This is a genomic window from Ascidiaceihabitans sp., assembly GCF_039986515.1.
Classification (GTDB): Bacteria; Pseudomonadota; Alphaproteobacteria; order Rhodobacterales; family Rhodobacteraceae; genus Ascidiaceihabitans.
In genome coordinates this window covers 75,777-99,396 of sequence record NZ_JBDWQO010000005.1, presented here as the reverse complement: position 1 = coordinate 99,396, position 23,620 = coordinate 75,777, and the positions used below count along the sequence as shown (strand labels likewise).

19 protein-coding genes and 2 pseudogenes are annotated in these 23,620 nt (G+C 55.1%); 5 read left to right on the top strand and 16 right to left on the bottom strand.

The window, feature by feature from the left end; genetic code table 11:
- Positions 1-379 (top strand): transposase (locus ABJL60_RS02545; RefSeq protein ID WP_348432354.1); only part of this gene is annotated, 379 nt, incomplete at its 5' end.
- A gap of 220 nt (positions 380-599) precedes the next feature.
- Positions 600-1,238 carry a glutathione S-transferase family protein gene (locus tag ABJL60_RS02540; RefSeq protein WP_348286007.1) on the top strand — a complete coding sequence of 213 codons (639 nt, stop codon included), beginning with the start codon at positions 600-602 and terminating at the stop codon, positions 1,236-1,238.
- A 278-nt stretch (positions 1,239-1,516) separates the two neighbouring features.
- Here the strand turns inward: ABJL60_RS02540 and ABJL60_RS02535 are convergent, their stop codons facing one another.
- The 9 genes from ABJL60_RS02535 to ABJL60_RS02495 all read right to left on the bottom strand — a co-directional run bounded on the left by ABJL60_RS02535 (position 1,517) and on the right by ABJL60_RS02495 (position 13,857).
- On the bottom strand, positions 1,517-2,743 hold the full coding sequence (locus ABJL60_RS02535; RefSeq protein ID WP_348286008.1) for an MFS transporter: 1,227 nt from the start codon (positions 2,741-2,743) through the stop codon (positions 1,517-1,519).
- A 406-nt stretch (positions 2,744-3,149) separates the two neighbouring features.
- On the bottom strand, positions 3,150-4,199 hold the full coding sequence (locus tag ABJL60_RS02530) for an ABC transporter permease (RefSeq protein ID WP_348432352.1): 1,050 nt from the start codon (positions 4,197-4,199) through the stop codon (positions 3,150-3,152).
- Positions 4,200-4,207: 8 nt separating this feature from the next.
- Complete coding sequence (locus ABJL60_RS02525) at positions 4,208-5,785, bottom strand: sugar ABC transporter ATP-binding protein (protein WP_348432351.1); 1,578 nt, start codon at positions 5,783-5,785, stop codon at positions 4,208-4,210.
- The gene (locus tag ABJL60_RS02520) at positions 5,782-6,867 is read right to left on the bottom strand and encodes a sugar ABC transporter substrate-binding protein (RefSeq protein WP_348286011.1); all 1,086 of its coding nucleotides are present in this window, start codon (positions 6,865-6,867) and stop codon (positions 5,782-5,784) included. The genes ABJL60_RS02525 and ABJL60_RS02520 overlap by 4 nt, the downstream gene beginning before the upstream one ends.
- Positions 6,868-6,888: 21 nt before the next feature.
- Complete coding sequence (locus ABJL60_RS02515) at positions 6,889-7,524, bottom strand: isochorismatase family protein (protein WP_348286012.1); 636 nt, start codon at positions 7,522-7,524, stop codon at positions 6,889-6,891.
- Positions 7,524-9,416 carry a hydantoinase B/oxoprolinase family protein gene (locus tag ABJL60_RS02510; protein WP_348432350.1) on the bottom strand — a complete coding sequence of 631 codons (1,893 nt, stop codon included), beginning with the start codon at positions 9,414-9,416 and terminating at the stop codon, positions 7,524-7,526. Before ABJL60_RS02510 ends, ABJL60_RS02515 begins: the two co-directional genes overlap by 1 nt.
- A 17-nt stretch (positions 9,417-9,433) precedes the next feature.
- On the bottom strand, positions 9,434-11,644 hold the full coding sequence (locus ABJL60_RS02505; RefSeq protein WP_348432357.1) for a hydantoinase/oxoprolinase family protein: 2,211 nt from the start codon (positions 11,642-11,644) through the stop codon (positions 9,434-9,436).
- A 48-nt stretch (positions 11,645-11,692) separates the two neighbouring features.
- Entirely contained in the window at positions 11,693-12,634 is a 942-nt protein-coding gene (locus ABJL60_RS02500; RefSeq protein ID WP_348432349.1) for a hypothetical protein, read from the bottom strand.
- A 14-nt stretch (positions 12,635-12,648) separates the two neighbouring features.
- Positions 12,649-13,857 (bottom strand): CoA transferase, encoded by a 1,209-nt coding sequence (locus ABJL60_RS02495; RefSeq protein WP_348286016.1) that lies wholly within the window; start codon positions 13,855-13,857, stop codon positions 12,649-12,651.
- 83 nt (positions 13,858-13,940) lie between these two features.
- Between ABJL60_RS02495 and ABJL60_RS02490 the strand changes: the two genes are divergently transcribed.
- On the top strand, positions 13,941-14,849 hold the full coding sequence (locus ABJL60_RS02490; RefSeq protein WP_348432348.1) for a hydroxymethylglutaryl-CoA lyase: 909 nt from the start codon (positions 13,941-13,943) through the stop codon (positions 14,847-14,849).
- Positions 14,849-15,517, top strand: coding sequence for a GntR family transcriptional regulator (locus tag ABJL60_RS02485; protein WP_348432347.1), 669 nt, complete (start codon positions 14,849-14,851; stop codon positions 15,515-15,517). Before ABJL60_RS02490 ends, ABJL60_RS02485 begins: the two co-directional genes overlap by 1 nt.
- Before the next feature lie 31 nt (positions 15,518-15,548).
- On the opposite strand, the pseudogene ABJL60_RS02480 reads toward ABJL60_RS02485, so the two are convergent.
- From ABJL60_RS02480 to hutI, 6 genes and pseudogenes are all read right to left on the bottom strand, one after another.
- Positions 15,549-15,698 (bottom strand): annotated as a pseudogene (locus ABJL60_RS02480) (SDR family oxidoreductase); the annotation flags it as partial.
- A gap of 226 nt (positions 15,699-15,924) precedes the next feature.
- Positions 15,925-16,038, bottom strand: a pseudogene (locus ABJL60_RS02475) (IS3 family transposase); the annotation flags it as partial.
- A gap of 333 nt (positions 16,039-16,371) precedes the next feature.
- Positions 16,372-18,039, bottom strand: a complete 1,668-nt coding sequence (gene hutU / locus ABJL60_RS02470) for a urocanate hydratase (RefSeq protein WP_348432346.1) — start codon at positions 18,037-18,039, stop codon at positions 16,372-16,374.
- On the bottom strand, positions 18,036-18,827 hold the full coding sequence (gene hutG, locus ABJL60_RS02465; RefSeq protein ID WP_348432345.1) for an N-formylglutamate deformylase: 792 nt from the start codon (positions 18,825-18,827) through the stop codon (positions 18,036-18,038). The genes hutU and hutG overlap by 4 nt, the downstream gene beginning before the upstream one ends.
- Positions 18,824-20,362, bottom strand: coding sequence for a histidine ammonia-lyase (gene hutH, locus ABJL60_RS02460; RefSeq protein WP_348432344.1), 1,539 nt, complete (start codon positions 20,360-20,362; stop codon positions 18,824-18,826). Before hutH ends, hutG begins: the two co-directional genes overlap by 4 nt.
- On the bottom strand, positions 20,359-21,570 hold the full coding sequence (gene hutI, locus ABJL60_RS02455; RefSeq protein WP_348432343.1) for an imidazolonepropionase: 1,212 nt from the start codon (positions 21,568-21,570) through the stop codon (positions 20,359-20,361). The genes hutH and hutI overlap by 4 nt, the downstream gene beginning before the upstream one ends.
- A gap of 91 nt (positions 21,571-21,661) precedes the next feature.
- Here hutI and ABJL60_RS02450 point away from each other — a divergent pair, with 91 nt between their 5' ends.
- Positions 21,662-23,020: a formimidoylglutamate deiminase gene (locus ABJL60_RS02450; RefSeq protein ID WP_348432342.1), complete on the top strand. Its 1,359-nt coding sequence runs from the start codon at positions 21,662-21,664 to the stop codon at positions 23,018-23,020.
- On the opposite strand, the gene ABJL60_RS02445 is transcribed toward ABJL60_RS02450, so the two are convergent.
- On the bottom strand, positions 23,017-23,574 hold the full coding sequence (locus ABJL60_RS02445; protein ID WP_348502087.1) for a HutD family protein: 558 nt from the start codon (positions 23,572-23,574) through the stop codon (positions 23,017-23,019). The two genes, ABJL60_RS02450 and ABJL60_RS02445, sit on opposite strands and share 4 nt — an antisense overlap.
- Positions 23,575-23,620: the final 46 nt, after the last annotated feature.

Below are 23,620 nucleotides of genomic sequence, written 5' to 3'. Positions count from 1 at the left end.
CTGGGGCCGCGTTAAGCCACTGGTTGCGGCCATGGGCACTGCATCACGCCGAAACGCGTCGGTATATCTCTTTGCCATTCTCAATCTGCTTCATAGCAAACATTGCTCGAAAAAAACGGAACTAAAACGCGACAAGACCAGTGCAGAGAAACAAGGTGTTCGGCTTGAACATATCCAACCAGGCAAACCACAGCAGAACGCCTACATTGAGCGCTACAATCGCACCGTTCGCGGTGAATGGCTGAGCCAATACATCTTTGAAACCATCGAGGAGGCACAGGATGAGGCAACCGAATGGCCCTGGACTTACAACAAGGAACGACCCAACATGGGCATCGGCGGCATCACACCCGCCATGAAACTGAAAACAGCTGCGTGAATTCTACGGCTGAGCCCCATTAAAAATGGGGGTATTACCACAGCGCCAACTCTTTCGGATACAGTTTCTTTGCAAGGAATTGGCATCCAGTTAAACAAATTTCGAGTGCCAAAGGCGTTGCTCTACCCGTCCTCGTCAGATTGTTGACAAAGACGGTATGTCTCGCGGTATCTGTATGGTGGACCAAACACGTAAGTTGGATACTTCAGGAGCCTTTGGGATGTATAAACTATTCTACTCTTTGAAAAGCGCCTCAATGGGCATCCGCGTTCTGTTGGAAGAGATTGGTGCGCCCTACGAGCTCATTCAAACTTCAGTAGATAAGGATACGCCGCGACCGCCAGAGCAGCTCGCAGTTAATCCCAATGGCTGGGTTCCGGTTTTGCTCTGGGAAAATGGTGCGATGTACGAAGCCGCAGCCATCACGATGTTTCTGGGTGATCGTCACCCCGAGGCACAGTTAGCGCCCGCCATCGACGATCCATCGCGCGCGGTATTTCTACAAACTTTGGTCTACTTTTCCAACTCGGTGCAAAACGCCTTTCAGCTTACCTATTACCCAGATCGATTTGTTGATGATCCCAAGGATGAGCCAAGTGCGCAGCAGCGCGGCAACCGGAGGCTGAAAGAGACTTGGGCAGTCATCGACGAACAAGTTGGCGACAAGGAATGGATTCTTGGCGATCAGTTCAGTGCAGCCGATATCTACCTATTCATGCTGACCACCTGGTTGCGTACTGCAAAGGGGCATCCCGCAATGGTCGAATTTCCGAATGCCAAACGCATCGCCGATAAAGTCTTGCAAAGGCCGAGTATACAGCAGGTCTATCGACCATGGATAAAGAACCCCGAGTATTAGACGCAATAGGCTGACTAAAAGGCAAGTCGCGGCGTATAGAACATGCGGCCCCGAAAGGACTGCCCTACGGAGCCGTTCACAGGTCGCCTCGCGTTCACCATTGCGGCCATCCATGCGTTGTGCAGCTTCGGTCAAAGTGGGCTCGTTCTAGACTTCGCTGCACTTGCGAGCGATTTTCAACCCCTTTTTCTCTTAGATGTCGGCTTAGCGGGACTCAACAGACCTTGGTGAGGTAGTCACGAACGGCTGGTTAGAGATTTCTACTATCGTTGGGCTGACTATTCAGCGTCGTTTGGAAAGATTGCGGGCGAAGCTGCCGATGTCTGTGAGTATTGATGCTTTTCATGCGGCCTTTTGTTGTTGTCCGTCAGTAGGCGATAGAACACAAACACACCGAGCAAACATAGAACCGCGCCGATGAAAATAAAGAGGCCACCCGGTTGACCTTCGCGCATAAACATTGATGCCGTGATCGGCCCCGCAGTAGCTCCAATTGAGAACGATAACAGCAGTCCACCGCTTGTTTCCACCATACGGGCGTTTGGAACAACGTCGTTCGCGTGAGAAATGCACAGTGCGTAAATTGGAACCATCAATGCCCCGTGACACCCTGCGACAATAAAAGTTGCGAGTCCTTCTGGTACCATATCGAAACCGATAATGAGACCCGTTATGATTGTGCCAAATGAAATTAACGAAATAACGATTCTGCGGTCAATCCGATCAGACGCCCAGCCGAGCGGCCATTGAGATACCGTTCCGCCCAGCACAAAAGCCGCCATCAACAACGCCACGTCAGCCGTCTCCATGCCGCGATCTTGCGCAAAAACAGGTCCGAGCGTCCAAAAGGCACCTTCGACGATACCCGCGAGCAAACAACCGACAACCCCCACAGGTGACACTTTATAAAGCGCTTTGAGATCAAGTTTCGCAAATGGCACCGGAGATGGTGCAGGTGTTGGTGTTAAACTGATCGGTACTATGGACAGACAAATGAGGATAGCGACCAAGATGAATAATGTCGCATCTAGCGTGTTAAACGAATTGACCATTAGCTGCCCCGCCATAGTGACGATGTTGGTAATAATAATGTAGATAGACAGCGTTTGACCTCTGTTAGCATTGCTTGTGCTGTCGTTTAGCCAGCTTTCGACCACGACGTAGAGTATGGCCAAACACGCGCCACTTATGAGGCGAAGCCCCCCCCAAAACGCTAGATCAATGAACAGCGGAAAGGCGAGGAAGGTCGCTGTCAGCAACGCCGTGACACCTGCAAATGTTCGGGCGTGACCGACGCTCTTGATGATCTTGGGGCCGAGGAAGCAGCCGATTGTGAAGCCGCCAAAATATGCGGTACCAAGCCAGCCGATCAGTGCGCCTGAATACCCTTCCTGAGTCGCACGTATTGGCAGCAACGTCTGGAAAAGACCATTACCCGCAAACAAAAGTGCAGCGCAACTTAGGATTGCGATGATAGTAATTGTTGTTGAGCGGGACGTGACCATTCAATGTGTTCTTTCGAGAGCGTGTTAGCACTCAGTCATCAACTAGGCCGTCAAATGAAGCAAGCCTAACGTGAAAGCCGACATTCGTTCTTGCCGCAGCATTGGTAACTATGGGCTCAAACCAGTCATTTGACAGTTTCGGTCAAGATCGGATGGCGCTGATCGCTCTTCAAGGTCGGCTATGCGGACTCTGCAGCCATTCGCCAATTCAGATCCAACGTCAGCTGCATCTTCACAGCGCGTTGCACCAGAGATTACTCTCAATTTCTTCCCGGTCGGGGAACGGAACGAGCCGGCAGATGGAATTAATGTCCTCCAGCCATACGAAAATGGACAGAAAGGGGCGATTATAGGTACGCGGAGGCACCGGTCACCAATAGATGTTTCCCAGCGAGGTTAAGCTCCATCAACCATCCATAGATTTGCGGCCCCGGATCAATTGCGAGATAGCAACCGCAATCACCAGTCCGCCGCCATAGAACAGGTTTTGTACAAAGCTGTCCACGCCAAGGAAGTTCAGGCCCATGATCCCGGTAGACAGGAAGTAGACCGCGACAAAAGCACCCGGCGCATTGAACCTGCCGGGATAAATTGCCGTCGACCCAAGGAAGGCTGCTGCGAAGGCTGGCAACAGGAACGCCAACGCGGAGGATGGATCAGCCACGCCGCGCATGCCTGTGTATAGCACGCCAGCAAAGGCCGCCAAAGTAGAGGACGCAATCAGCGCGCCAGTGCGCATGCGGATGACGTTGACCCCTGACAGCCGCGCAACCTCACGCCCCCTGCCCACAAACAACATGCGTCGCCCAAGGGCGGTGTACTGAAACAGATACCAGATCGCGACTGTGAGGATCAGCGCGTAGTAGAACCCCACAGGTATGCCTAGGAAACGGGTTAGGATCACTGCTTTGACCAGCCCCATAGACACGCCCGCAACGGTGCCACTGTCCGCGATCCACAGGATCATACCCGATATGAAATACCCTGTGCCAAGTGTCACAATCAGTGAAAACACACCGAAATATATTATAAAGAACGCATTTATCGCGCCCACCAACGCCCCTGTGAGCAGAGCAATGACAATGGCGCCGGGGATCGGCAAGCCCAACTTCACATTCAACACCGCAATCACCATCGAGCTAAGCCCCATGGTGCCTGCTACAGACAGGTCAAAATCCCCCGTGGTCAGTGGGATGATCAAGGCTAGGGTCAGCACCACCACCATCGCGTTGGATCCGAACATGGTGGCATAGGAATTCCATGCAAACATCTGCGCAGGTTTAAACATGCCAAGCACAAGGATGATCACAATCCACGCAACCACGAGGCCGTATTTCTCGGCCCATGATTTCCAGCTTTCACGAGGTGTCGCGTTGTGCTGCGCTGTCTGGTTTTCCAGATCGCGGATGCGCTGTTCAAGCGCGGCAACGCGGTCTTCGTAGTTATTTTGGTCCATACTCATCCTCAGGCCAACTCTGTCATCGAGCGATAACAATGTTCGGCAATCGTTTCTTGTGTTAACTCTGCGCCCGAGAGTTCTGCTACGATCTGACCACGGGCAAAGATCAGTACGCGGTGACAGATTTGCGCAAGCTGGTCATAGTCGGTCGAACCAACGAGGATACACGCGCCACCCTCTGCCGCACGATCCAGCGCGTCCCACAATTGTTGGCGCGCACCTACGTCTACGCCTTGGGTGGGCTCATCCAACAACAGCACGCGTGGTTCAATCTGCAGCCATTTCGCCATCAGGGCTTTTTGGGCATTACCACCCGAAAGCGCCTCAAGCGGAAGTGCGGGCACGTTTGGCTTCACGCCTGCCCTTGCTCCAATGCTATGGGCATGTTGCTCAATAGCGCGGGTGGTCAGGCCCAGACCTTTGCGCAGGCGATCAAAGACGGGCATTGCTGTATTGTCCGCTACGGGCAATGATCCGACCCCGGCAGCCCCCAATCGATCAGCCGGCAGATATGCCATGCCCCAATCCAGAGCCTCCTCTGGGATCATCTGCGCAAGAGGTCTTGTTTCTCCGTCTAGCTCAATCGTGCCAGCGCCTGCTGCCCGCGCACCATAGGTGAGTGCTGGCACCTCATCGCAGCCAGATCCGATCAATCCCGTGAGACCAAGGATCTCCCCCTTGGCAATGTCAAAGCTAAGCGGCCCCACCCCCGGCCCCGCGAGATCAGTGACCCGCACGCGTGTTTCCGCATCATTGAGGGATTTTGCATGGCCGCCGTAGTCTTCCAGAGAACGTCCGATGATGCGTTCGACAAATCCGTCGTGCGAGGTGTGCGCTGTCTCGACCGTGTCGATCAGGTGCCCATCGCGCAGGATGGTTGCACGATCCGTGATTTCGCGCACTTCATCCACGTCGTGGCTCACGAAAATGACACTCGCACCAAGGTCGGTGCATTGGCGCACAAGGCGGAACAATTGCTCAACACCTGCGCGCGGCAGAAAGGGCGTGGGTTCGTCCAGCACCAGAACGCCGGGGCGGTCGGCATGGTCTTCGCTGGCATGGCGCAGCTCTTCGTAGGCGCGTACAATGGCCAGCAGAGCTTGTTGGACGGGTGAAAGTTGCGCGACTTCAACACGAGGATTGATCGCAAGATCGAAGCGCGAAAAAATATCAGAGGCTTCGCGATGCAGCGCATTCCAGTTAAGGCCCCAACCGTCTTCCGTCGCCAATTTGTTCAAAAACAGGTTTTCCGTTACCGAAAGAGAGCCGATCAACCCAAGGTGCTGGTGGACAAAGGCAAGACCCATCGCGCGGGCTTTCACACCCGACACCGGCAAGGGTAGAGACTGATCATAGGGGCGGATCGACGCCCCTGGCTCTGGGGTATGAAACCCGGCCAAAACCTTGATCAAGGTAGATTTTCCAGACCCGTTAGAGCCAAGCAACCCGTGAACTTCGCCACGGGCTACATGCAAAGACACATCGTTCAGTGCATAGGTGCCACCGAACTGCTTTGACAGGTGTTCAATCTCAAGTGCGGCACCCCCAAAAGGGATGCCGCGTGTATGGTCGGTTACGTTCACTCTAGGCCCCAGAGCGCTTTAAAGCCCGCGGTGTGTACGTCTCCGTAACCGTCGTTAAACGTCGCTGGGGTACCCGCCGTTGCCACGTTTTCATCCGAAAAGATATAGGCCGGCGTGTTCAGCTTGGTGACAGGATCCAGACCGCAAAGCAGGCGCATGTTGGCGTCTGTGCCCGCCATGCCAACCCAACCAAGGCTTTCACCCACGTTCATTTCAACGATGTCCGCCTCGCGCATCATGTCGAGCACGAAAGGCGTGCCGTTGTAGCTAACAATCTTAGCGTTTGAGCTGGCGATCTGGATCGCGGGCACGATGAACTGCGACATGGAGTCATAAACGGGCAGCACATAGTTGATGCTTGGGTCTGCAAGCAGCGCGTTCTGCACCGCTGACTGACCTTGGGTTGCCCAATCGTTGACCGGCACATTGATGTATTTGGTCTGACAATCGGGGCAGTTGTCCTTGAGATAGCCAAGGATTGCATCGCGCAGCGGGCCTGTGGGTGTGATCTCATCCGGGCCAAGCACCAATGCGTTTACCTTGCCTTCAGTTTGCACCATAGCCCATGCGGCGATGATGTTGCCAATGGTCACGTAGTCGGTATTGGCCGCGCCATCCATGAACTCAGGTGTTTCTTGCGTGGTCGCATCCCAGTTGTGGGTCGCTGTGGCTTTGACGCCTGCGGCTTTGGCCTCAGTGATTTGTGGCACCAAAAACTCAGGGGGCAAACCACCCTGCATGTCGATCAGGTCAAACCCTTCGGCCACGGCAGTGTTAATGCCTTGGATCCACCCGGCTGGGTCCATTTGGGTTTCCCAGTCGCGCAGTTCAAACCCGACCATAGCAGCCGCATCCACAAAACCTTGGCTGATCGCTGCGTTGAACGGATTTGCGTTGGTCAGAGGAATGATGAACATCTTCTTGTCCGCCATGCAGCTTTTTGCATCAAACGCAGGGCCGGGGGCCTCAAAGGTGGGCAGTTGGCTGTGTTTTGCGATCAACGCTTTGGCCGCGTCCATATCCGCAAGTGCCGGGCTTCCCAAAGCCAGTGCCGCGACGGCGGCTGTCATCAAACGTTTCATTTCTTCTCTCCCTTTGGTTTATTATTTTAGACTGTCGAAGTAATCGATTGCACCTTTGGTGGTGACGAGGTCAGCGTATTTTGCGCTCATATCGAACAGGTTGGCTTGATGCGGTTCATCCGCACGATCACCAACGCCGTCCTCAACCACCAGCGTCACAAAGCCGTGGCTGATGCTGTCGATGCAAGTCGCGCGCACGCAGCCGGATGTGGTCACACCGCACAGCAGTAACGTGTCGATGTTCATGAAGTGCAATGTCGAGGCCAGCGAAGTGCCAAAGAAACCGCTGGGGTATTGTTTGGAAATCAAGATATCGTTTTCCTTGATCTCTAACGGCGGCATCAGTTTCTGGGTTTCAGCCCCAGCGTCGAAACAGGAAAGTGCGGGGACTTTCGCATAAAATGCGCCGCCATCACTGCCTCCGGGCTGGTATTTCACTTCCGTGAAAATCACCGGAACACCTGCGGCACGGGCAGCATCCGCCAGTATCGCAGAATTGTCCAAAGCGATCTGGCAACCTTCCCCACCATAAAGCGGTGCCGCAGGATCAAAGTAGGCTTTGGCAAAATCAACCAGCACCACTGCGGGGCGTTTGCCCCATGATTGGCGGGCATGATACCCCGCCTTTTCATAGTTCTGGTCAAGGTTCTCTGCCATTACTCAGCCGCCCGTGCGAATTGGCCCCGAAACACTGGGGTTGCGGGGGGCTCAAACCCGGTCTCTTTCAGGCAACGACCCTTCAGCTCCTCGATGGAGGAGAACCCGCGATTGAACAGCTCCGGCTCCCCGCGTTTGCTTTCCATGGTCTCGCGCAGCTTGGTGGTGGCTGCGGTATCGACCTTGCCGGATTTGACCACGACACCGTAACGTTTGGCCCCGTTGACCGTCACCAGCCCCCGCTTGACGTCCTTCAGCACCAGTTCGGGATCACGCTCCAGCGGGTTGCCCCAGCCGCCGCCACCCCAAGTGTTGAAGTACAAGATATCCCCCGGCTGCACCGCGATCCGGTCGCATTTGGAGGGGATATTTTCCTCGCTCCCGTCAACGCGCACCAATCGCTTGGTGGACCGCATGCCCGGCTCTCCACCGTTCACGGCCCAAGGATAAGTCAGCCAACGATCATCGTGGATCGAAACCTCGCCCGCCTCCAGCATTTCATATGCAATTGTGATGCCATTGCCGCCGCGATGCATACCCGCGCCGCCACTGTCTGGGATGGTCGCATATTCACGGATGCGCAGTGGGAAATACGCCTCAAGGAATTCATTGGGCACGTTGGTAAACGCTGGCCACATGGAATGCCCGTCAGGACCATCGCCCGCAGGCCGCCCCGGCACACCGCCAAAGCCGATCTGGAACAGCTGATACCAGTCACCGTCCTTATCGAACCCAGAATACATGAAGTGGGGTGAATCAGAGAAGCCGGCAGCATTCAGCGCATCGGGTGCCCCCTGCCCCAGCAAGCCACCCATCAGATCAAAAATCCGACCCAGCATGTGGGTTCGGCAGGACAGCGCAGCGGGCTTTTGTGGTTTCAGGATACAGCCTTCTGGGATGTAGACTTCAACCAGGTCATAGAACCCATCGTTGAACAGAATCTGCGGATCAAACAGGTTGATCGTAAATGCCCCGAAGAACATCTTGAACATTTCTTCGTTGAGCAGGAAATTGATCGAGCTGAACGACTGCGGGTCCGAGCCGGTGAAATCAAAGTACGCAATTTCTCCCTCGCGGTGCAGGTGACAGGCAATCTTGTAGGGTCCATTGCCCATCCCATCGTCGTCAATCCAATCCTCGAAGTAAGCCTTCTTGCCATCCACAGCTTCGGGAATGATCATCTGAATGATCGCGCCCATGGCCGCTTTGTTCCGGTCCAGCATATCCTCCATCGCGCTGATATAGATGTCTGTGCCAAAACGTTCGATGTTCTCGCGCACGCGCCGTTCAGCCAGACGCAGACCCGCGATAATGGCAAAGAAGTCGGATTTGTTCCACTCTGGCATCCGCGTGTTGTGCAGCATGATGTTCAAGAGTTCGGATTGCAGTTCGCCACCACGATAAATCTTGGTGGGGGGGATGATAATGCCCTCTTCGTAGATCATCTTGGCGTCTGTCGGCAGCGATCCCGGCACTTTGCCGCCCACGTCAGTCATATGACCAAACATTGCGGCCCAGCTGACCAGCTTGCCCTCATGAAAGATGGGCATCATCAACAGCCAGTCGTTCAGATGGCTGACTGCACCATTACAAGAGTAAGGGTCGTTGGTGATAAATATGTCGCCATCTTCCACCGTGCCCTCGTAGCCTTGCATAAAGCCATAAAGGAAACTGCCGAACTGTCCGACCACCATCTTGCCATCTTGATTGGCGATCAACGGGAACGCGTCGTGCTGTTCGCGGATACCGGGGCTCATCGCCGTGCGGAACAGAACTGCGTCCATTTCATTGCGCGCATTGCGCAGGGCGTTCTCTACGATATCAAGCGTGATGGGGTCCACATCAACCCGAGAGAACGGTGTGGAATTGGTCTCAATTACCTGTGCTACCATTGTTTTCTCTCCTCGTCTCAGCGGTTTCTATTGTGGCTTGTGGGCCAGATCAGGATGTTCCCGACGTCGTCGATTTCACCAATGTGGTCTGGCAGGATGACCGAGGTGCTGTCCATTTCGGTCACCACGGCAGGGCCTTGGACTTCGTTGCCGGGTTTGAGTTTGGACCGGTCATAGATATACGCGTCATGCCAACCAGCATCCGCATACATCTTGGTCGCCATGACCCGCGCGCCAGAGGCATCTTTGCCTGCTTTGGCACCTTCAGTATTGATAAAGTTCTTCTCTGCTCCCTGCACCACCGCGCGCAGGCCAACAAGTTCGTGCTCCGCATCCAGCGCAAAGGTGAATAGCTGCTCATGCTCGGCGTCAAAGCTGCTGGCGACACCAGCAAGCCCATCCCGCGCAAAGTCTTTGGGGCTGACATCAACAGTCAGTTTCATGCCTTGGCCTTTGTAGCGGATGTCGATCTGGTAGAACACATCTTGTTCATGAGCAGACACACCTTCGGCGGCGAGGTCTTGGCCGGCACTTTGTTCCAGCTCTTTCAACATCCGCGAAATTTCGGCGTCGCTGGTGTTGCTGACGGGTGTTACATAGGTCTGCGTTGCCTCGTTGCGCAGGCGCGTTGTGGCGTCGCCGTAAGCGCACAGCACGCCCGGACCCGGCGGAATGATTGTCGGCCATGACCCGACCAATCGCGATAGCGCATTGGCGTGCAATGGTCCCGCTCCGCCAAACCCGATCAACGCAAAATCACGCGGGTCATAGCCTTGCTCAACCGAGACCAGCCGCAGCGCACCACACATGTTTTCGTTGACGATGCGAATGATCCCTTCCGCAGCGTCTTCCAGCGAGGTGCCGATGGCGTCCGCGATTTTCTTGACCGCAGCCTCTGCCTTGGGATGGCTGATTTCCATGTCACCGCCCAGCTTGGCCCCAGAGGGCAAATAACCCAGCACCACATTGGCGTCCGTCACAGTAGGTTCTTCGCCACCCTTATTATACGCCGCTGGCCCCGGATCCGCGCCCGCCGATTGCGGGCCAACACGCAAGGCCTTCGTCAACTCCGGCACGTAGGAGATTGAGCCTCCGCCCGCCCCCACCGTGCGCACATCGATTGAGGGTGCACGTACGGTGACGTCACCCACCCGCGTTTCGCGCCGGGTACGCGCGACACCGTTTTGGATCAGGGCCACGTCCGTGGATGTGCCCCCCATGTCAAAGGTCAGCAGGTTCTGGAAGTCCGCCTGTTTGGCAATCCAAAGCGCCCCGGATACACCGCCCGCAGGTCCAGACATTAGCAGGTTGACCGGGTGCTCCATCGCGGCCTGAGCCGAGCTAAGGCCCCCATCAGAACGCAGGATTTGCAACAGCACATCACTGCCCATGCGCTTGCGCAATTCGGCCTGTAAGTTGTCGACGTATTTCTCAACCACGGGACGCACATAAGAGTTCACGACGGTCGTTTCCGTGCGCTCGTATTCATACATCTCTGGCATAACCGCTGCCGAGGTAGAGACCGGAATGTTCGGTGCGATCTCTTGCGCTATCTCAGCGATCCGGCGTTCGTGCGCGTCGTTTGTATACCCGTTGAACAGCGCAATCGTCAGCGCCTCGATGCCTGACTTCAGGAGCGTTTTCAGGTCTTTGCGGATCTGTGCCTCGTCCAGCGGCACCAACACATTGCCTTGGGCGTCCATCCGTTCGTTTGCTTCGATGGTCAGCTCAAGAGGGGCCAATGGCTCCGTCTTGTTCCAGATCACCCAGCCGCCCAAACCGCCGGGCACAAAGGAACGCGCAATTTGCAGCGTGTCTCTGTAGCCTTTGGAGGTAACGAGCCCGACCAACGCGCCGGAGTTGGTCAAAACTGTATTGGTTGCAACGGTTGTGCCGTGCAGCACCTCGGTAATGTCGGTCGTGCTGATCCCGGCAGTCTTGCAAATCTTCTCAATACCGTTGAGCACGCCGATGGAACTATCCGCCGGGGTGGATGGCACCTTGGCCGTAAATGTGCGCCCGTTCTTTTCATCAAGCAACAGCAGGTCCGTAAACGTCCCGCCTACATCCACACCAAGACGCAAACCTGTCCCACGCGGGCCAGAGCGGCGTTGTTGGGACAAAGCGGCTGTCGCCGATCCACCTGTGGTTTCGATTTTTTGCAACCGCTCCTCGAACGCGGCCAAGCGGGCCTCGTACTGGCGGATCAGATCATCCGTTCCTGACATATGCTTCAACCCATCTCCCTGTTATTTCTTTACGTGAGGGGGTCACCCTCATCTCCCTATCAGCCACTGCCAAAAGCTGCGTTTGCGCGGGCTGGCGTCATTTGACCCAGCAAGGGCCACAGCCCGTTCCGACATCTCAAGCACCTTTTCGACGGTGGCTGTTTTAGTCTCTATTTTGCGGTCTCTCTCAGCAATTTCGCCTTCTAGACGCTCCCCTGCCTGCAACGCCCGATCAAGCATATCACCCGTGCGCGCGACGGCTTGCTGACTTTGCTCTGCGTCGCGGATGGCAACATCCAACATTTGCAGCGCGCGGTTCGTGGCGTTATGGCTTTTCTCAGCCCCGCCAATCACATCGTCCAGCATCGCCAATGCGCGATCCGCAGTCTCACCCATCGCTTTTGCCTCAGTCTCTCCGGCGGCTTTGCCCGCTGCGGCATATTCCAGCGCCCTTTCCAGCAACGCATCAAAGCGTGCATTTTGTGACAAGCTGCTTTCCAGGCGATCCTCTGTTGCTTCCAGCGCATTTAATGCCCGGCCAGAAACGTCTGCCAAACGTGCGTTGTCGTCATTCCCTTCGCGACCTTCCAAATGCGCCAAGGCGCGTTCCAGCAAATCAGACAAGCGCGCCTTATCCGCTGCGTCTTGCTCGATCTGGCTTGCCGCTTTGTCCAAGGCATCTGCCTGTCGATCGGCAATGCTCCTTAGTGCATCGATCTCTGCCAAGCGCGCGTGCATGTCATCAGACAGCTCTTCAACCTCGTCAAAAAGCAGGTTCATCAATGCGGCCTGATCAACCTTACCGCCGCTCAGATCGCCCTTGCCGACATCAGAGATATCCAATCGGAGCCGGTTTTCGTTGTCCCGCTGGGAGGGGATCAGCCCTCGTGCTGCTGCATCCCTGATCTTGATCCGCGACATACCCAATCTGTCCGCCGCTTCGGCGACGGACAGAAATTGCAAACCAGATTGGGCGGAACGGGGATTCATGCAGTCATGTTCCCTTAGATAATGCCCGCGTCTTTGAGACGCGCCTGTTCATCATCATCAAGGTTCAACAATTCACCAAGAACATAATTGTTGTCCTCACCCAGCGTTGGGCCAACATGGCGCACGGCACCGGGCGTATCTGACAAGCGTGGTGCCACGTTCTGCATCTTGATAGGGCCGAAATCGGGGTGTTCAACATCCACAATCGCCTCGCGCGCCTTGAAATGCGGATCTTCCAGCATATCCTCTGCCTTGTAGATCAGACCGCAAGGCACACCAAATTCGTTCATTCGCTCTTCGAGCTTGGTCAGCGGGATCGTGCGTGTCCATTCGTTGATCAACCCGTCGAGCTCTTTTTGATATTTGCCTCGTGCGGAATGGGTCGCGTAACGCTCATCCTCGGCCAATTCAGGTTGACCCATGGCTTCGGCCAGACGTTTGAACACTGTGTCTTGGTTCGCAGCAATCAGCAGCAGTTTGTCATCCGCCGTATCAAACACGTTCGACGGAGAAACATTGGGCAAAATTGCCCCTGTGCGCTCGCGGACATACCCTGCGACGTCGTATTCTGTGACCAGCGATTCCATCATGTTCAGCACGGCCTCGTAGATCGCGCTGTCGACGACCTGCCCCTTGCCAGTTCGCTCGCGGGCATGGATGGCAAACATCGCGCCCATGCAGGCATGGATCGCCGCCAGTTCATCGCCAATGGAAATGCCCATGCGGCTGGGCTGCGTGGAGGGGTCACCGACAACATAGCGCAGACCGCCCATTGCCTCCCCAATCGCACCATAGCCTGCGCGTTTCGAATAGGGGCCCGTCTGGCCAAAACCCGTGACCCGCACCATCACCAGACGCGGGTTAATCTTGGACAGCTCTTCATAGCTCAAGTTCCAACGCTCCATCGTGCCGGGGCGGAAGTTCTCTATCAGGATGTCTGTATCCTTGACCAACTGACGGACAATATCTTGTCCATCTTTCTCGCGCAGGTTCAGGGTCAGCGATTTCTTGTTGCGCGCCACAACGGGCCACCACAACGATTTCCCATATGGTTTCTCACGCCCCCATTGCCGCATGGGGTCGCCAACACCGGGCGCTTCGATCTTAATGACCTCTGCACCAAAGTCCGCAAGAAGCTGCCCACAGAAAGGCCCCGCCAACAATTGACCCATCTCTAACACCCGAAGATCGCTGAGTGCGCTGTCGCCTTTTGGTGCTGACATCTGAGTACCTCTCCCTGATTTACGCTTGCATGATTCCAAACAATTCGTAATCTGTATACAAAAATCTGCAAGGAAAAACGAAAATGTCTGATTTTGTGGAAATTATCGAGGTTTCAGCAAGAGACGGAATACAAAACGAATCCAAGATTTTAAGTTCGGATACGAAATTGGAGCTGATTCAGCGTGGAATTGACGCGGGGTTGCGGCGTTTTGAGGTTACCAGCTTTGTGAATCCCAAGCGCGTCCCACAGATGGCCGATGCCGATGAGGTTGCCGCTGGGCTACCCCGCACAACAGATGCGCGGTTTATCGGGTTGACGTTAAATACACGCGGGTTTGAGCGCGCGATGACGGCGGAACTGGATGAAGCGAATTTCGTTGTTGTTGCTTCTGATACCTTCAACCAACGCAATCAAGGTGTCCCGACCCAAGAGAGCATCAACGCCTTTGCCAAATCCAAAGCTCGGGGAAATGGAAAGATCGACGTCGGGATCACGATTGGTGCGGCCTTTGGCTGCCCCTTTGAAGGTGAGGTTCCCGTCAGCCGACTTATGCAGGTGGTTGAAGGCTGTATGGCGCATGACCCGTTTGAACTTGCATTGGCAGATACCATTGGTGTCGCCACCCCTAAGGACGTGAAAGACCGGGTCGCAGCTGTCAAGAATGCATTTCCCGACGTGCGGCTGCGGCTGCACTTGCACAATACGCGCAATACGGGGTTCGCCAACGCGTGGGCCGGGATAGAGGCTGGCGCCAGCAGCCTAGATGCGTCTTTGGGCGGCGTGGGTGGATGCCCCTTTGCGCCCAAAGCAACCGGAAACATCGCCACCGAGGATCTGGTCTATATGCTAGATCGGTCCGGGATACGCACGAATGTATCGCTGGATAAAGCGATCGAAGCTGCGGAATGGTTGGAAAAACAGCTTGAAAAGACAGCACCCGGTATGGTCATGAAAGCCGGGGGATTCCCAACTGGAGGACAGACAACATAATGGATAGCGGTAGCAGACCCCCAGCGACAGATACCGCTTATGATGCCCTTCGTGCGCGTATCCTATCGGGTGAGCTTGCCCCTGGTGAGCGTTTGGTTGAACAAGCGCTGGCCGAGGCTCTGGGCCTAAGCCGCACACCTGTGCGCGAAGCAATTCGTCGCCTTTTGCATGAGGGTTTTGTCGAGAAGGGTCAGGGATACAGCACCCGGGTTGCTGAATTTCCTGAAGAAGAACTGGCCCAGCTGTTTGAGATCAGACGCCGTCTGGAATGTTACGCCGCAGGGCGTGCGGCAACCATGGCAACGGACAAAGAGGTAGCGCAATTGCGGCATCTGTCAGACCAGATGTCCAAGCATACGCCGCCAAATTCGCCAGAAGAATACAATATCATTTCTGCGGCCAATACGGAATTTCACCGGATCATCTATGAAGCGGCGCGTTCCCCCCGACTGACGGCACTGATTGCGTCAGCTGTAGATGTAGGTGTCGTGGCACGGACCTACTATAGCTATTCTGAGACCGACCTGTTGCGCAGCGCACAACATCACAATGAGATTGTTGATGCCATCGCCGCACACGCGCCTGAGTGGGCAGAAAGTGTGATGTCCTCGCATGTTTTAGCGGCGGCAAGTTCCGCTTTTCAGAGGCATAAGGAAGCGACGGAATAACGGTGGAGTGTCGCGCCAGCATTCCGCCATCAACCAAATAGGTTGACCCCGTAACAATCGACGCCTCATCACTGGCTAGAAACAATATAATGTTCGCGACCGCATCTGGCGTTGCATAACGTCCCAACGATGTATTGGATACCATTGCGGTTTTCACCTGATCCGGTGACCTGGGTGCCATACTTTCTTCTAACAATCGCACCATCAGCTATTCTACATGCGCTTGATCTCGACAGCGGCAGCGTTGCGACGGAGGCGGCATTGGTAGGCCCAGTATTGGATCGATCCGATGTAGAACTCACGAACTTCGACTTCAGTTATCTCAATGCAATTGTTCAAAATACCAACCTTACGGAACGGAAAATTTCTCTTTTCAACAAATGCCAACAACAAATGACTGAAGACGAAGTCACACTGATCTGTCTGATCGCATCAATCCGGGGCATGCCTTGCCCCATCAGACCTTCAACCTATCATAACTTCACGACAATCTCTTCGGGCTTGGGTCTCTTAATGGCCATCTCTGGTCCTCCGCTTTCCTAACTATAGGGGCGGACCACTTCAAAGGGGGAGGCTCAGTACCGTTGGAGATCGCCAATGTGCGCATGGGAAAGAAACAACACATGAGATGATCCCCAATATTTCTTTTTATTCCCAAACCGATTCATCCTGTGCCCGATCCACCAGATGCCGAAACTCAACATCTAGGTAGGTGTGGATGCCATCAACCCGAGTTGATGATCCGTCGGTTTTCGAAAAACTGATTGGCCACAGTCAAATATCCCCACTGCACCCTCATCTATACGTGATTTAAGTGAGAGGGTGCTCTCGCAAACCGGTGCCATCCGGCAATTTCATAAAATTCCCGGTAAGTTCAATTTGTTCTCACGGGCACATTCAATTGCGTCCTCATATCCCGCATCAGCGTGGCGCATTACGCCAGTAGCAGGATCATTCCAGAGAACCCGCGCGATGCGACGATCTGCATCTTCCGACCCATCACAGCAAATCACCATGCCAGAATGTTGGGAAAAGCCCATTCCCACGCCGCCGCCGTGATGCAGCGATACCCATGTTGCTCCTGACGCGGTGTTCAGCAATGCGTTCAGCAGCGGCCAATCGGATACAGCGTCAGAACCGTCTTTCATGGATTCCGTTTCGCGGTTTGGTGACGCGACGGAGCCTGAATCAAGATGATCACGCCCAATAACAATCGGCGCCTTCAGCTCGCCGTTGCGGACCATTTCATTGAACGCTAGCCCCAGCTTGTGACGCACGCCCAGACCTACCCAGCAAATCCGCGCGGGCAGCCCCTGAAATGCAATACGCTCGCGCGCCATGTCCAGCCAGTTGTGCAGGTGCAGATCTTCAGACAAGATCTCTTTCACCTTGGCATCCGTTTTGTAGATGTCTTCGGGATCTCCCGACAGAGCCGCCCAGCGGAAAGGTCCGACGCCACGACAAAACAGTGGCCGGATGTAAGCAGGCACAAAACCGGGGAAATCAAAGGCATTTTCAAGCCCTTCTTCCAACGCCATTTGGCGGATGTTGTTGCCGTAATCGACTGTTGGAATGCCAGCAGCGTGGAAGTCGACCATCGCTTTGACTTGCACTTTCATGCTGGCACGTGCGGCTTCTTCGACTTCTTTCGGGGCGCTTTCGCGTTTGTCTTTCCACTGGCCCATCGTCCAGCCTTGCGGCAGATACCCGTTGACAGGGTCATGCGCTGACGTTTGGTCGGTCACGATGTCAGGGCGAACGCCGCGCCGGACAAGTTCGGGAAAGACATCCGCTGCGTTGCCCAACAGGCCTACGGATTTGGCTTCGCCTGCGGCTGTCCACCGCTCGATCATCTCTAGCGCTTCGTCAAGCGTCTCGGCCTTTTCATCTACGTATTTGGTCCGAAGTCGGAAATCGATGCTCTCGGGGTTACATTCAACGGCCAGACAACACGCGCCGGCCATCACAGCTGCCAAAGGCTGCGCGCCACCCATTCCGCCCAATCCACCAGTCAAGATCCATTTACCTGCAAGCGAGCCGTTATAATGCTGACGCCCTGCCTCGACGAATGTCTCGTAGGTGCCTTGAACGATGCCTTGGCTGCCGATGTAGATCCATGAGCCGGCGGTCATCTGACCATACATCGCCAGCCCTTTCTTATCCAATTCGTTGAAATGGTCCCACGTCGCCCAATGTGGCACAAGGTTCGAGTTGGCGATCAATACCCGAGGCGCATCCTTGTGCGTTTCAAACACACCGACAGGTTTACCCGATTGCACCAGTAGCGTCTGGTCTTCTTCCAGGTCCTGTAACGTTGCAACGATCTTATCGAAATCTTCCCAAGTACGAGCAGCGCGGCCGATGCCGCCATAGACGACCAATTCATGTGGGTTCTCTGCGACGTCTGGGTGCAAATTGTTCATCAACATGCGCATTGGTGCCTCGGTCAGCCAACTTTTCGCTGTGATTTCGGTGCCGGTGGCAGGATAGATGTCACGGGTGTTCTTACGAGAATTGCTCATGATGTGCCTTTCAAAGTAGCAGCCAATGTTGCCAATATAGTTTGAAGATGAGGGCGCAGTTGGTCGGCCTTGGCATCGTCGTATTCCCAAGGTGCGCATTGTGTTTTGAGGTAGGTGCTTTGTGCCAGCTCCATTTGGATGGCGTGCAGACCCTCAGCCGGCCGTCCATAGCGCCGCGTAGTCCAACCGCCTTTGAAACGCCCGTTGGTTACAGATGTATAGCCAGCCGCCGAAGCGCATATGTCTTGCGTGGTGCTTTCAATTTCAGGCGCGCAGGTTGTTCCGATGTTGGTGCCAATGTTGAAGTCAGGCAGCGTACCGTCAAATAGGTAGGGAATATGCGACCGGATCGAATGGCAATCATACAGAATTGCAAACCCATGAAGGGCACGCACGCGGGTCAGTTCCGCCTCCATCGCAGCATGGTAGGGCGCGTGAAACGTGGCGCGGCGCTGCGCTACTTCAGCTGGTGTCGGCGCGGTTTCCCAAATGTCGTTTCCGTCAAAGTCGGTCAATGGAACAAGCCCGGTTGTGTTCTGTCCGGGATAAAGTGAGATGCCCGCAGGGTCACGATTGGCATCAACCACATAACGGTGAAAGGTTGCGCGCACTGTCGTGACACCTTCCAAAAGCCCGTCATAGAGCCTGTGAATATGCCAATCCGTATCATCCAACCCGCGCCCGCGCGCGTTAAGCTGCGCAAGCAGTTCGTTTGGTACATAAGTGCCCGTGTGTGGTAGGCCCAGAACGATTGGGCTGTCGCCGCGTATGGTCTCTACGGGTTTCATGCACGAAGTTCCGGCATCGTGATACCTGTGCTGGCAGTGACTGTACCGTTGCCAACCAGTTCTGTGGCTTTTTCGATGTCCGGCGCAAGGTAACGGTCGTCTTCCAGCGTATCAACATGCGTGCGAAGAGCAGCGACAACAGCGCGCAATGGCCCACTCGTTGCCAGAGGTGCGCGAAATTCGATGCCTTGCGCAGAACAGAGCAATTCAACGCCCAAGATACGCTCAAGGTTTACAATCATCCGTGACAGCCGGACAGCACCATGTGCGGCCATGCTTACGTGATCCTCCTGGTTGGCCGACGTCGGTGTGCTATCAGTCACACAAGGGTTTGCCAGATGTTTGTTTTCCGACATCAACGCGGCGGTGGTCACTTCGGCAATCATAAAGCCAGAATTCAAGCCGGGGTTTGGTGTCAGAAAAGGCGGCAAATCATGGCTTAGGACCGGATCAACGATCAGCGCGATCCGGCGCTGTGCAATCGCACCAATCTCGGCCAGGGCAAGCGCAATCATGTCAGCGGCAAAGCCTACGGGTTCAGCGTGGAAATTACCCCCCGATACGATCAGGCCGGCCTTGGTCAGCACCAGTGGATTGTCCGTCGCTGCGTTGGCCTCAACCTCAAGCGTGCGCGCAGCCATGCGCAACACATCCATCGCCGCCCCTGTCACCTGTGGCTGGCACCGAATGCAGTACGGGTCTTGAACGCGCATATCGCCTTCCAGGTGGCTTTCGCGGATCACGGACCCATCAAGCAATGCCCGCATTGTCGCTGCCGCATCAATCTGGCCCGCATGACCGCGAAGCGCATGAATTTCAGGCTGCAAAGGTGAGGTAGACCCCATGATCGCATCGGTGCTGAGTGCAGAAGTGACGAGTGCGGCGTTCATCGCGTTCCAAGCGCCAAACAGACCAGCAAGCGCAAACGCAGTGCTGAATTGCGTACCATTGATCAGCGCCAGACCTTCTTTTGCACCTAGCACAACAGGCGTGAGGTCAGCGCGCTTTAGGGCCTCGGCCCCCGATAATGTTTCACCCTCGTATGTGGCTTCGGCATGGCCCATCATCACGGCAGCCATATGCGCCAACGGGGCCAAATCACCAGAGGCTCCGACCGAACCTTGAACCGGGATCAACGGTGTTACGCCCCGTGCAAGCATCTGTTCAAGCAATTCTACCAGTTCCATCCGCACACCAGATGCGCCACGCCCCAGCGACAATAGCTTGAGTGCCATCATCAGCCGCGCATGCGCCTGCGGAATTGCCTCACCCACACCGCAACAATGCGACAGGATCAAATTGCGTTGCAGTGTCGCAGTGTCCTCGGATTCAATCTTGACCGAGGCAAGTTTGCCAAAACCGGTGTTCACACCATAGACCGCCTCAGTGCCGCTTGCCGCCGCCTCGATGCGGGCATGCGCGTCTTGGATGCCTGCATGGCTGGATGGATCCAGCGTCACAGCAGCGCCATCGCGAAAGACCTGCGCAAGATCAGAAAGGGTCACTTGACCGGGCGTCAAAGTAAGGTTGATCATGTCAGCGCTCCAAAAATACGTTTGTAAAGAGGATTGAACCCGATGCGGTAGCTCAACTCGGCTGGGTGCTTGATGTCCCAAACGGCAAGCTCTGCGCACATGCCTTTTGCAATAGCACCTGCATCGTCCAGCCCAAGCGCGCGTGCGCCATGTTGCGTGACACCCTGCAACGCTTCTTCCGGTGTCATACGGAACAACGTGCAGCCCATGTTCAACGTCAACAACAACGAATTGAGCGGCGAAGAGCCCGGATTAATGTCGGTCGCCAGCGCCATCGGCACATTATATTTGCGCAGCAGATCTATCGGCGGCGCTTGAGTTTCACGAAGCGTATAGAACGCACCCGGCAAGATCACAGCGACTGTGCCAGACTGTGCAAGCGCCACAACACCTTCTTCATCAAGATATTCGATGTGATCGGCTGATAATGCGCCATAGCTTGCTGCCAGTTTCGCACCGCCCAGATTGGAAAGTTGTTCGGCATGCAGCTTGACGGGCAGCGATAATTCCTTGGCGACATCAAAAACACGCGCAATCTGTGTTGGATCAAAGGCAATGCCTTCGCAGAACCCGTCGACCGCATCGACCAGACTTTCGGTATGCGTTGCACGTAATGTCGGGATGCAAATCTCATCAATATAGGCGTCATCCCGCCCTACATATTCCGCTGGCGTTGTATGCGCGCCTAGAAACGTTGTTCTGACACGAATGGGCCGGTTTACCTCAATCAGGCGGGCAACACGCAACATGCGCAGTTCAGTTTCTAAATCCAGACCATAACCAGACTTAATCTCGATGCATGTCACGCCTTCGGAGATCAGCACATCAACACGGCGCAGGGCATCTTCAAGCAGTTGCTCTTCACTTGCTTTTCGCGTGGCTGTCACGGTGGACACAATCCCGCCCCCTGCCCGCGCGACTTCCTCATAGCTTGCACCGTTTAGCCGCATTTCGAATTCAACCGCCCGATCCCCGCCATGCACAATATGCGTGTGGCAATCAATCAACCCCGGCGTAACGATCCGCCCACTCATGCTGTGCTTTGCAAATCCGATATACGAACTTGGCACCTCTGCCTCTGGACCGACCCAAGCAATCAGACCACCCTCCAGCGCAATCGCTGCGTTTTCGATCATACCGTAGGGGGTGCCGGTGGCGGTCATTGTGGCCGCATGCAGATCCGTCAAAAGCTGAGGCGTTTGGGGCATTGCATCGTCCTTTCTGTCATATTTCTCCTTTTCTTGTAAAAACCATTGTGCAATATGTCTATACATAAATACAAAATAAGTAGGGTATATAATGATCTTTGCACATCAGGCCTTGTTGTCGACGGGTTGGGCGCAAGACGTACGCCTCACGCTTATCGGCGGATGCATCCAGAAGATCGAAACAGATGCGCATGCACAGGCGGGCGATATCTGCGTTGATACGCTGCTACCAGCTTTGGCCAACCTGCACTCCCATACCTTCCAACGCGCAATGGCTGGTATGACCGAAGTGCGCAAATCAGGTAGAGACAGCTTTTGGACTTGGCGTGATCTGATGTACCGCTTTATGGATCACTTGACCCCCGACCAGCTTGAAGCAATTGCCGCCCTTGTTTTCATGGAAATGCAGGAAGCAGGGTATGCCAGTGTCGGTGAATTTCACTACGTCCACCACCAGCGTGGCGGGATGCGCTATGATGCACTGGCAGAGCTGTCGTTACGTGTTATGTCCGCCGCTTCGCAATCTGGTATCGGGCTTACCCATCTTCCGGTGTTGTACACATACGGTGGCGCGGGTCAGGTCCCGCTAGAAGAAGGTCAACGCAGGTTTGGCAATGACATTGAGCAATACAACGCGCTGGTGGAAGGCGCCCGTACTGGGCTTTCCAACCTGCCCAACGATGCAAAGATAGGTATTGCACCACATTCCTTGCGTGCCACATCACCCGACGATCTGACCGCTGTCATTGCTGCACACAAAGGCGATCAGGTTCACATTCACATTTCCGAACAACCCAAAGAAGTCCGCGATATCCAAGCGTGGCTGGGCGCGCGTCCGATAGATTGGCTGTTGTCGAATAACGACGTCGCCGCGAACTGGTGCCTGATCCATGCCACGCACATGACAGATGACGAAACACGCGCTATGGCAGCCTCTGGCGCTGTGGCTGGCCTATGCCCAATCACAGAAGCCAATCTAGGGGATGGTCCATTCAATGGCCCGGTTTATCTGGAGTCGGGCGGAGCCTTTGGTATCGGGTCGGATTCCAACGTCAATATTTCGCTCACAGAAGAATTGCGCACGTTAGAATATTCCCAGCGCCTGCGCGATGGGGCCCGCAATGTCATGATCGTTGGTGAAGGGTCCGTTGGGCACACACTGTATACAGGTGCCGCAAGCGGTGGCGCACAAGCGCTGGGGCGTGATGCAGGCGAAATCGCCATAGGCAAGCTGGCCGATCTTGTGGCGATCAATACGGACTCTATGGCATTGTGTGCGCTGACGCAGGACCAAATCCTCGATGGGTTGGTTTTTGCGGCAAAGGACACTGTTGTGACCGATCAATGGTCCGCCGGCCGCCATTGCGTCAGAGGTGGACGTCATATCGCCCGTGATGCGATCACTGCGCGTTACCGCGCTGCTGTGTCGCAATTGCTCGCTTCGATTTAGGAAAGTGGGCTCAACGTGATTACTAAAACGCAGGCGTCTTCGCCTAATTCATAGGCCATGGGCGCAGTGGCGCACATTGCGGTATCGCCTGCGCCCAAGCGGTCATCCGATTTGACCAATGTTACGTTGCCTTGAATGATATGCAGTATTGCGGTCTGCCCCAATGTCCCCAAATCATGTGCGCCCTTATGCGTCACGCAATGCGCGGTAGCTGCATAGCGCGTGGGATCAAACATCAAATTGAAATCACAGATCGGTCCATCATCCAATGTTGCCACGACAGGTGCTGCACCATCGAAGGTAACTGGTACGGCAAAATCCGCAGGCCAGACCTCGCCATCGCTGTGCAATTTCATTCCGTTGCCCTCAATTACCGTCAAGATGCGGGTCAGCCCGGCAAAGCTGGAAAACGGTCCGGGTGTTGCGACATCCGCCATGCTCAACCGCCAAACAATATCGTCTTTGTCCATTAACGAAGCGATATTGCGGGTTATCCCGCCCCCGTTTTTCCAAGGCACATCGATCAAGTCCGCTCTTTTCAGAATCCGCATCATGTTTCCTAGCCTTTGCTTCAAGCACTTATCTGGTATTGTAATATTG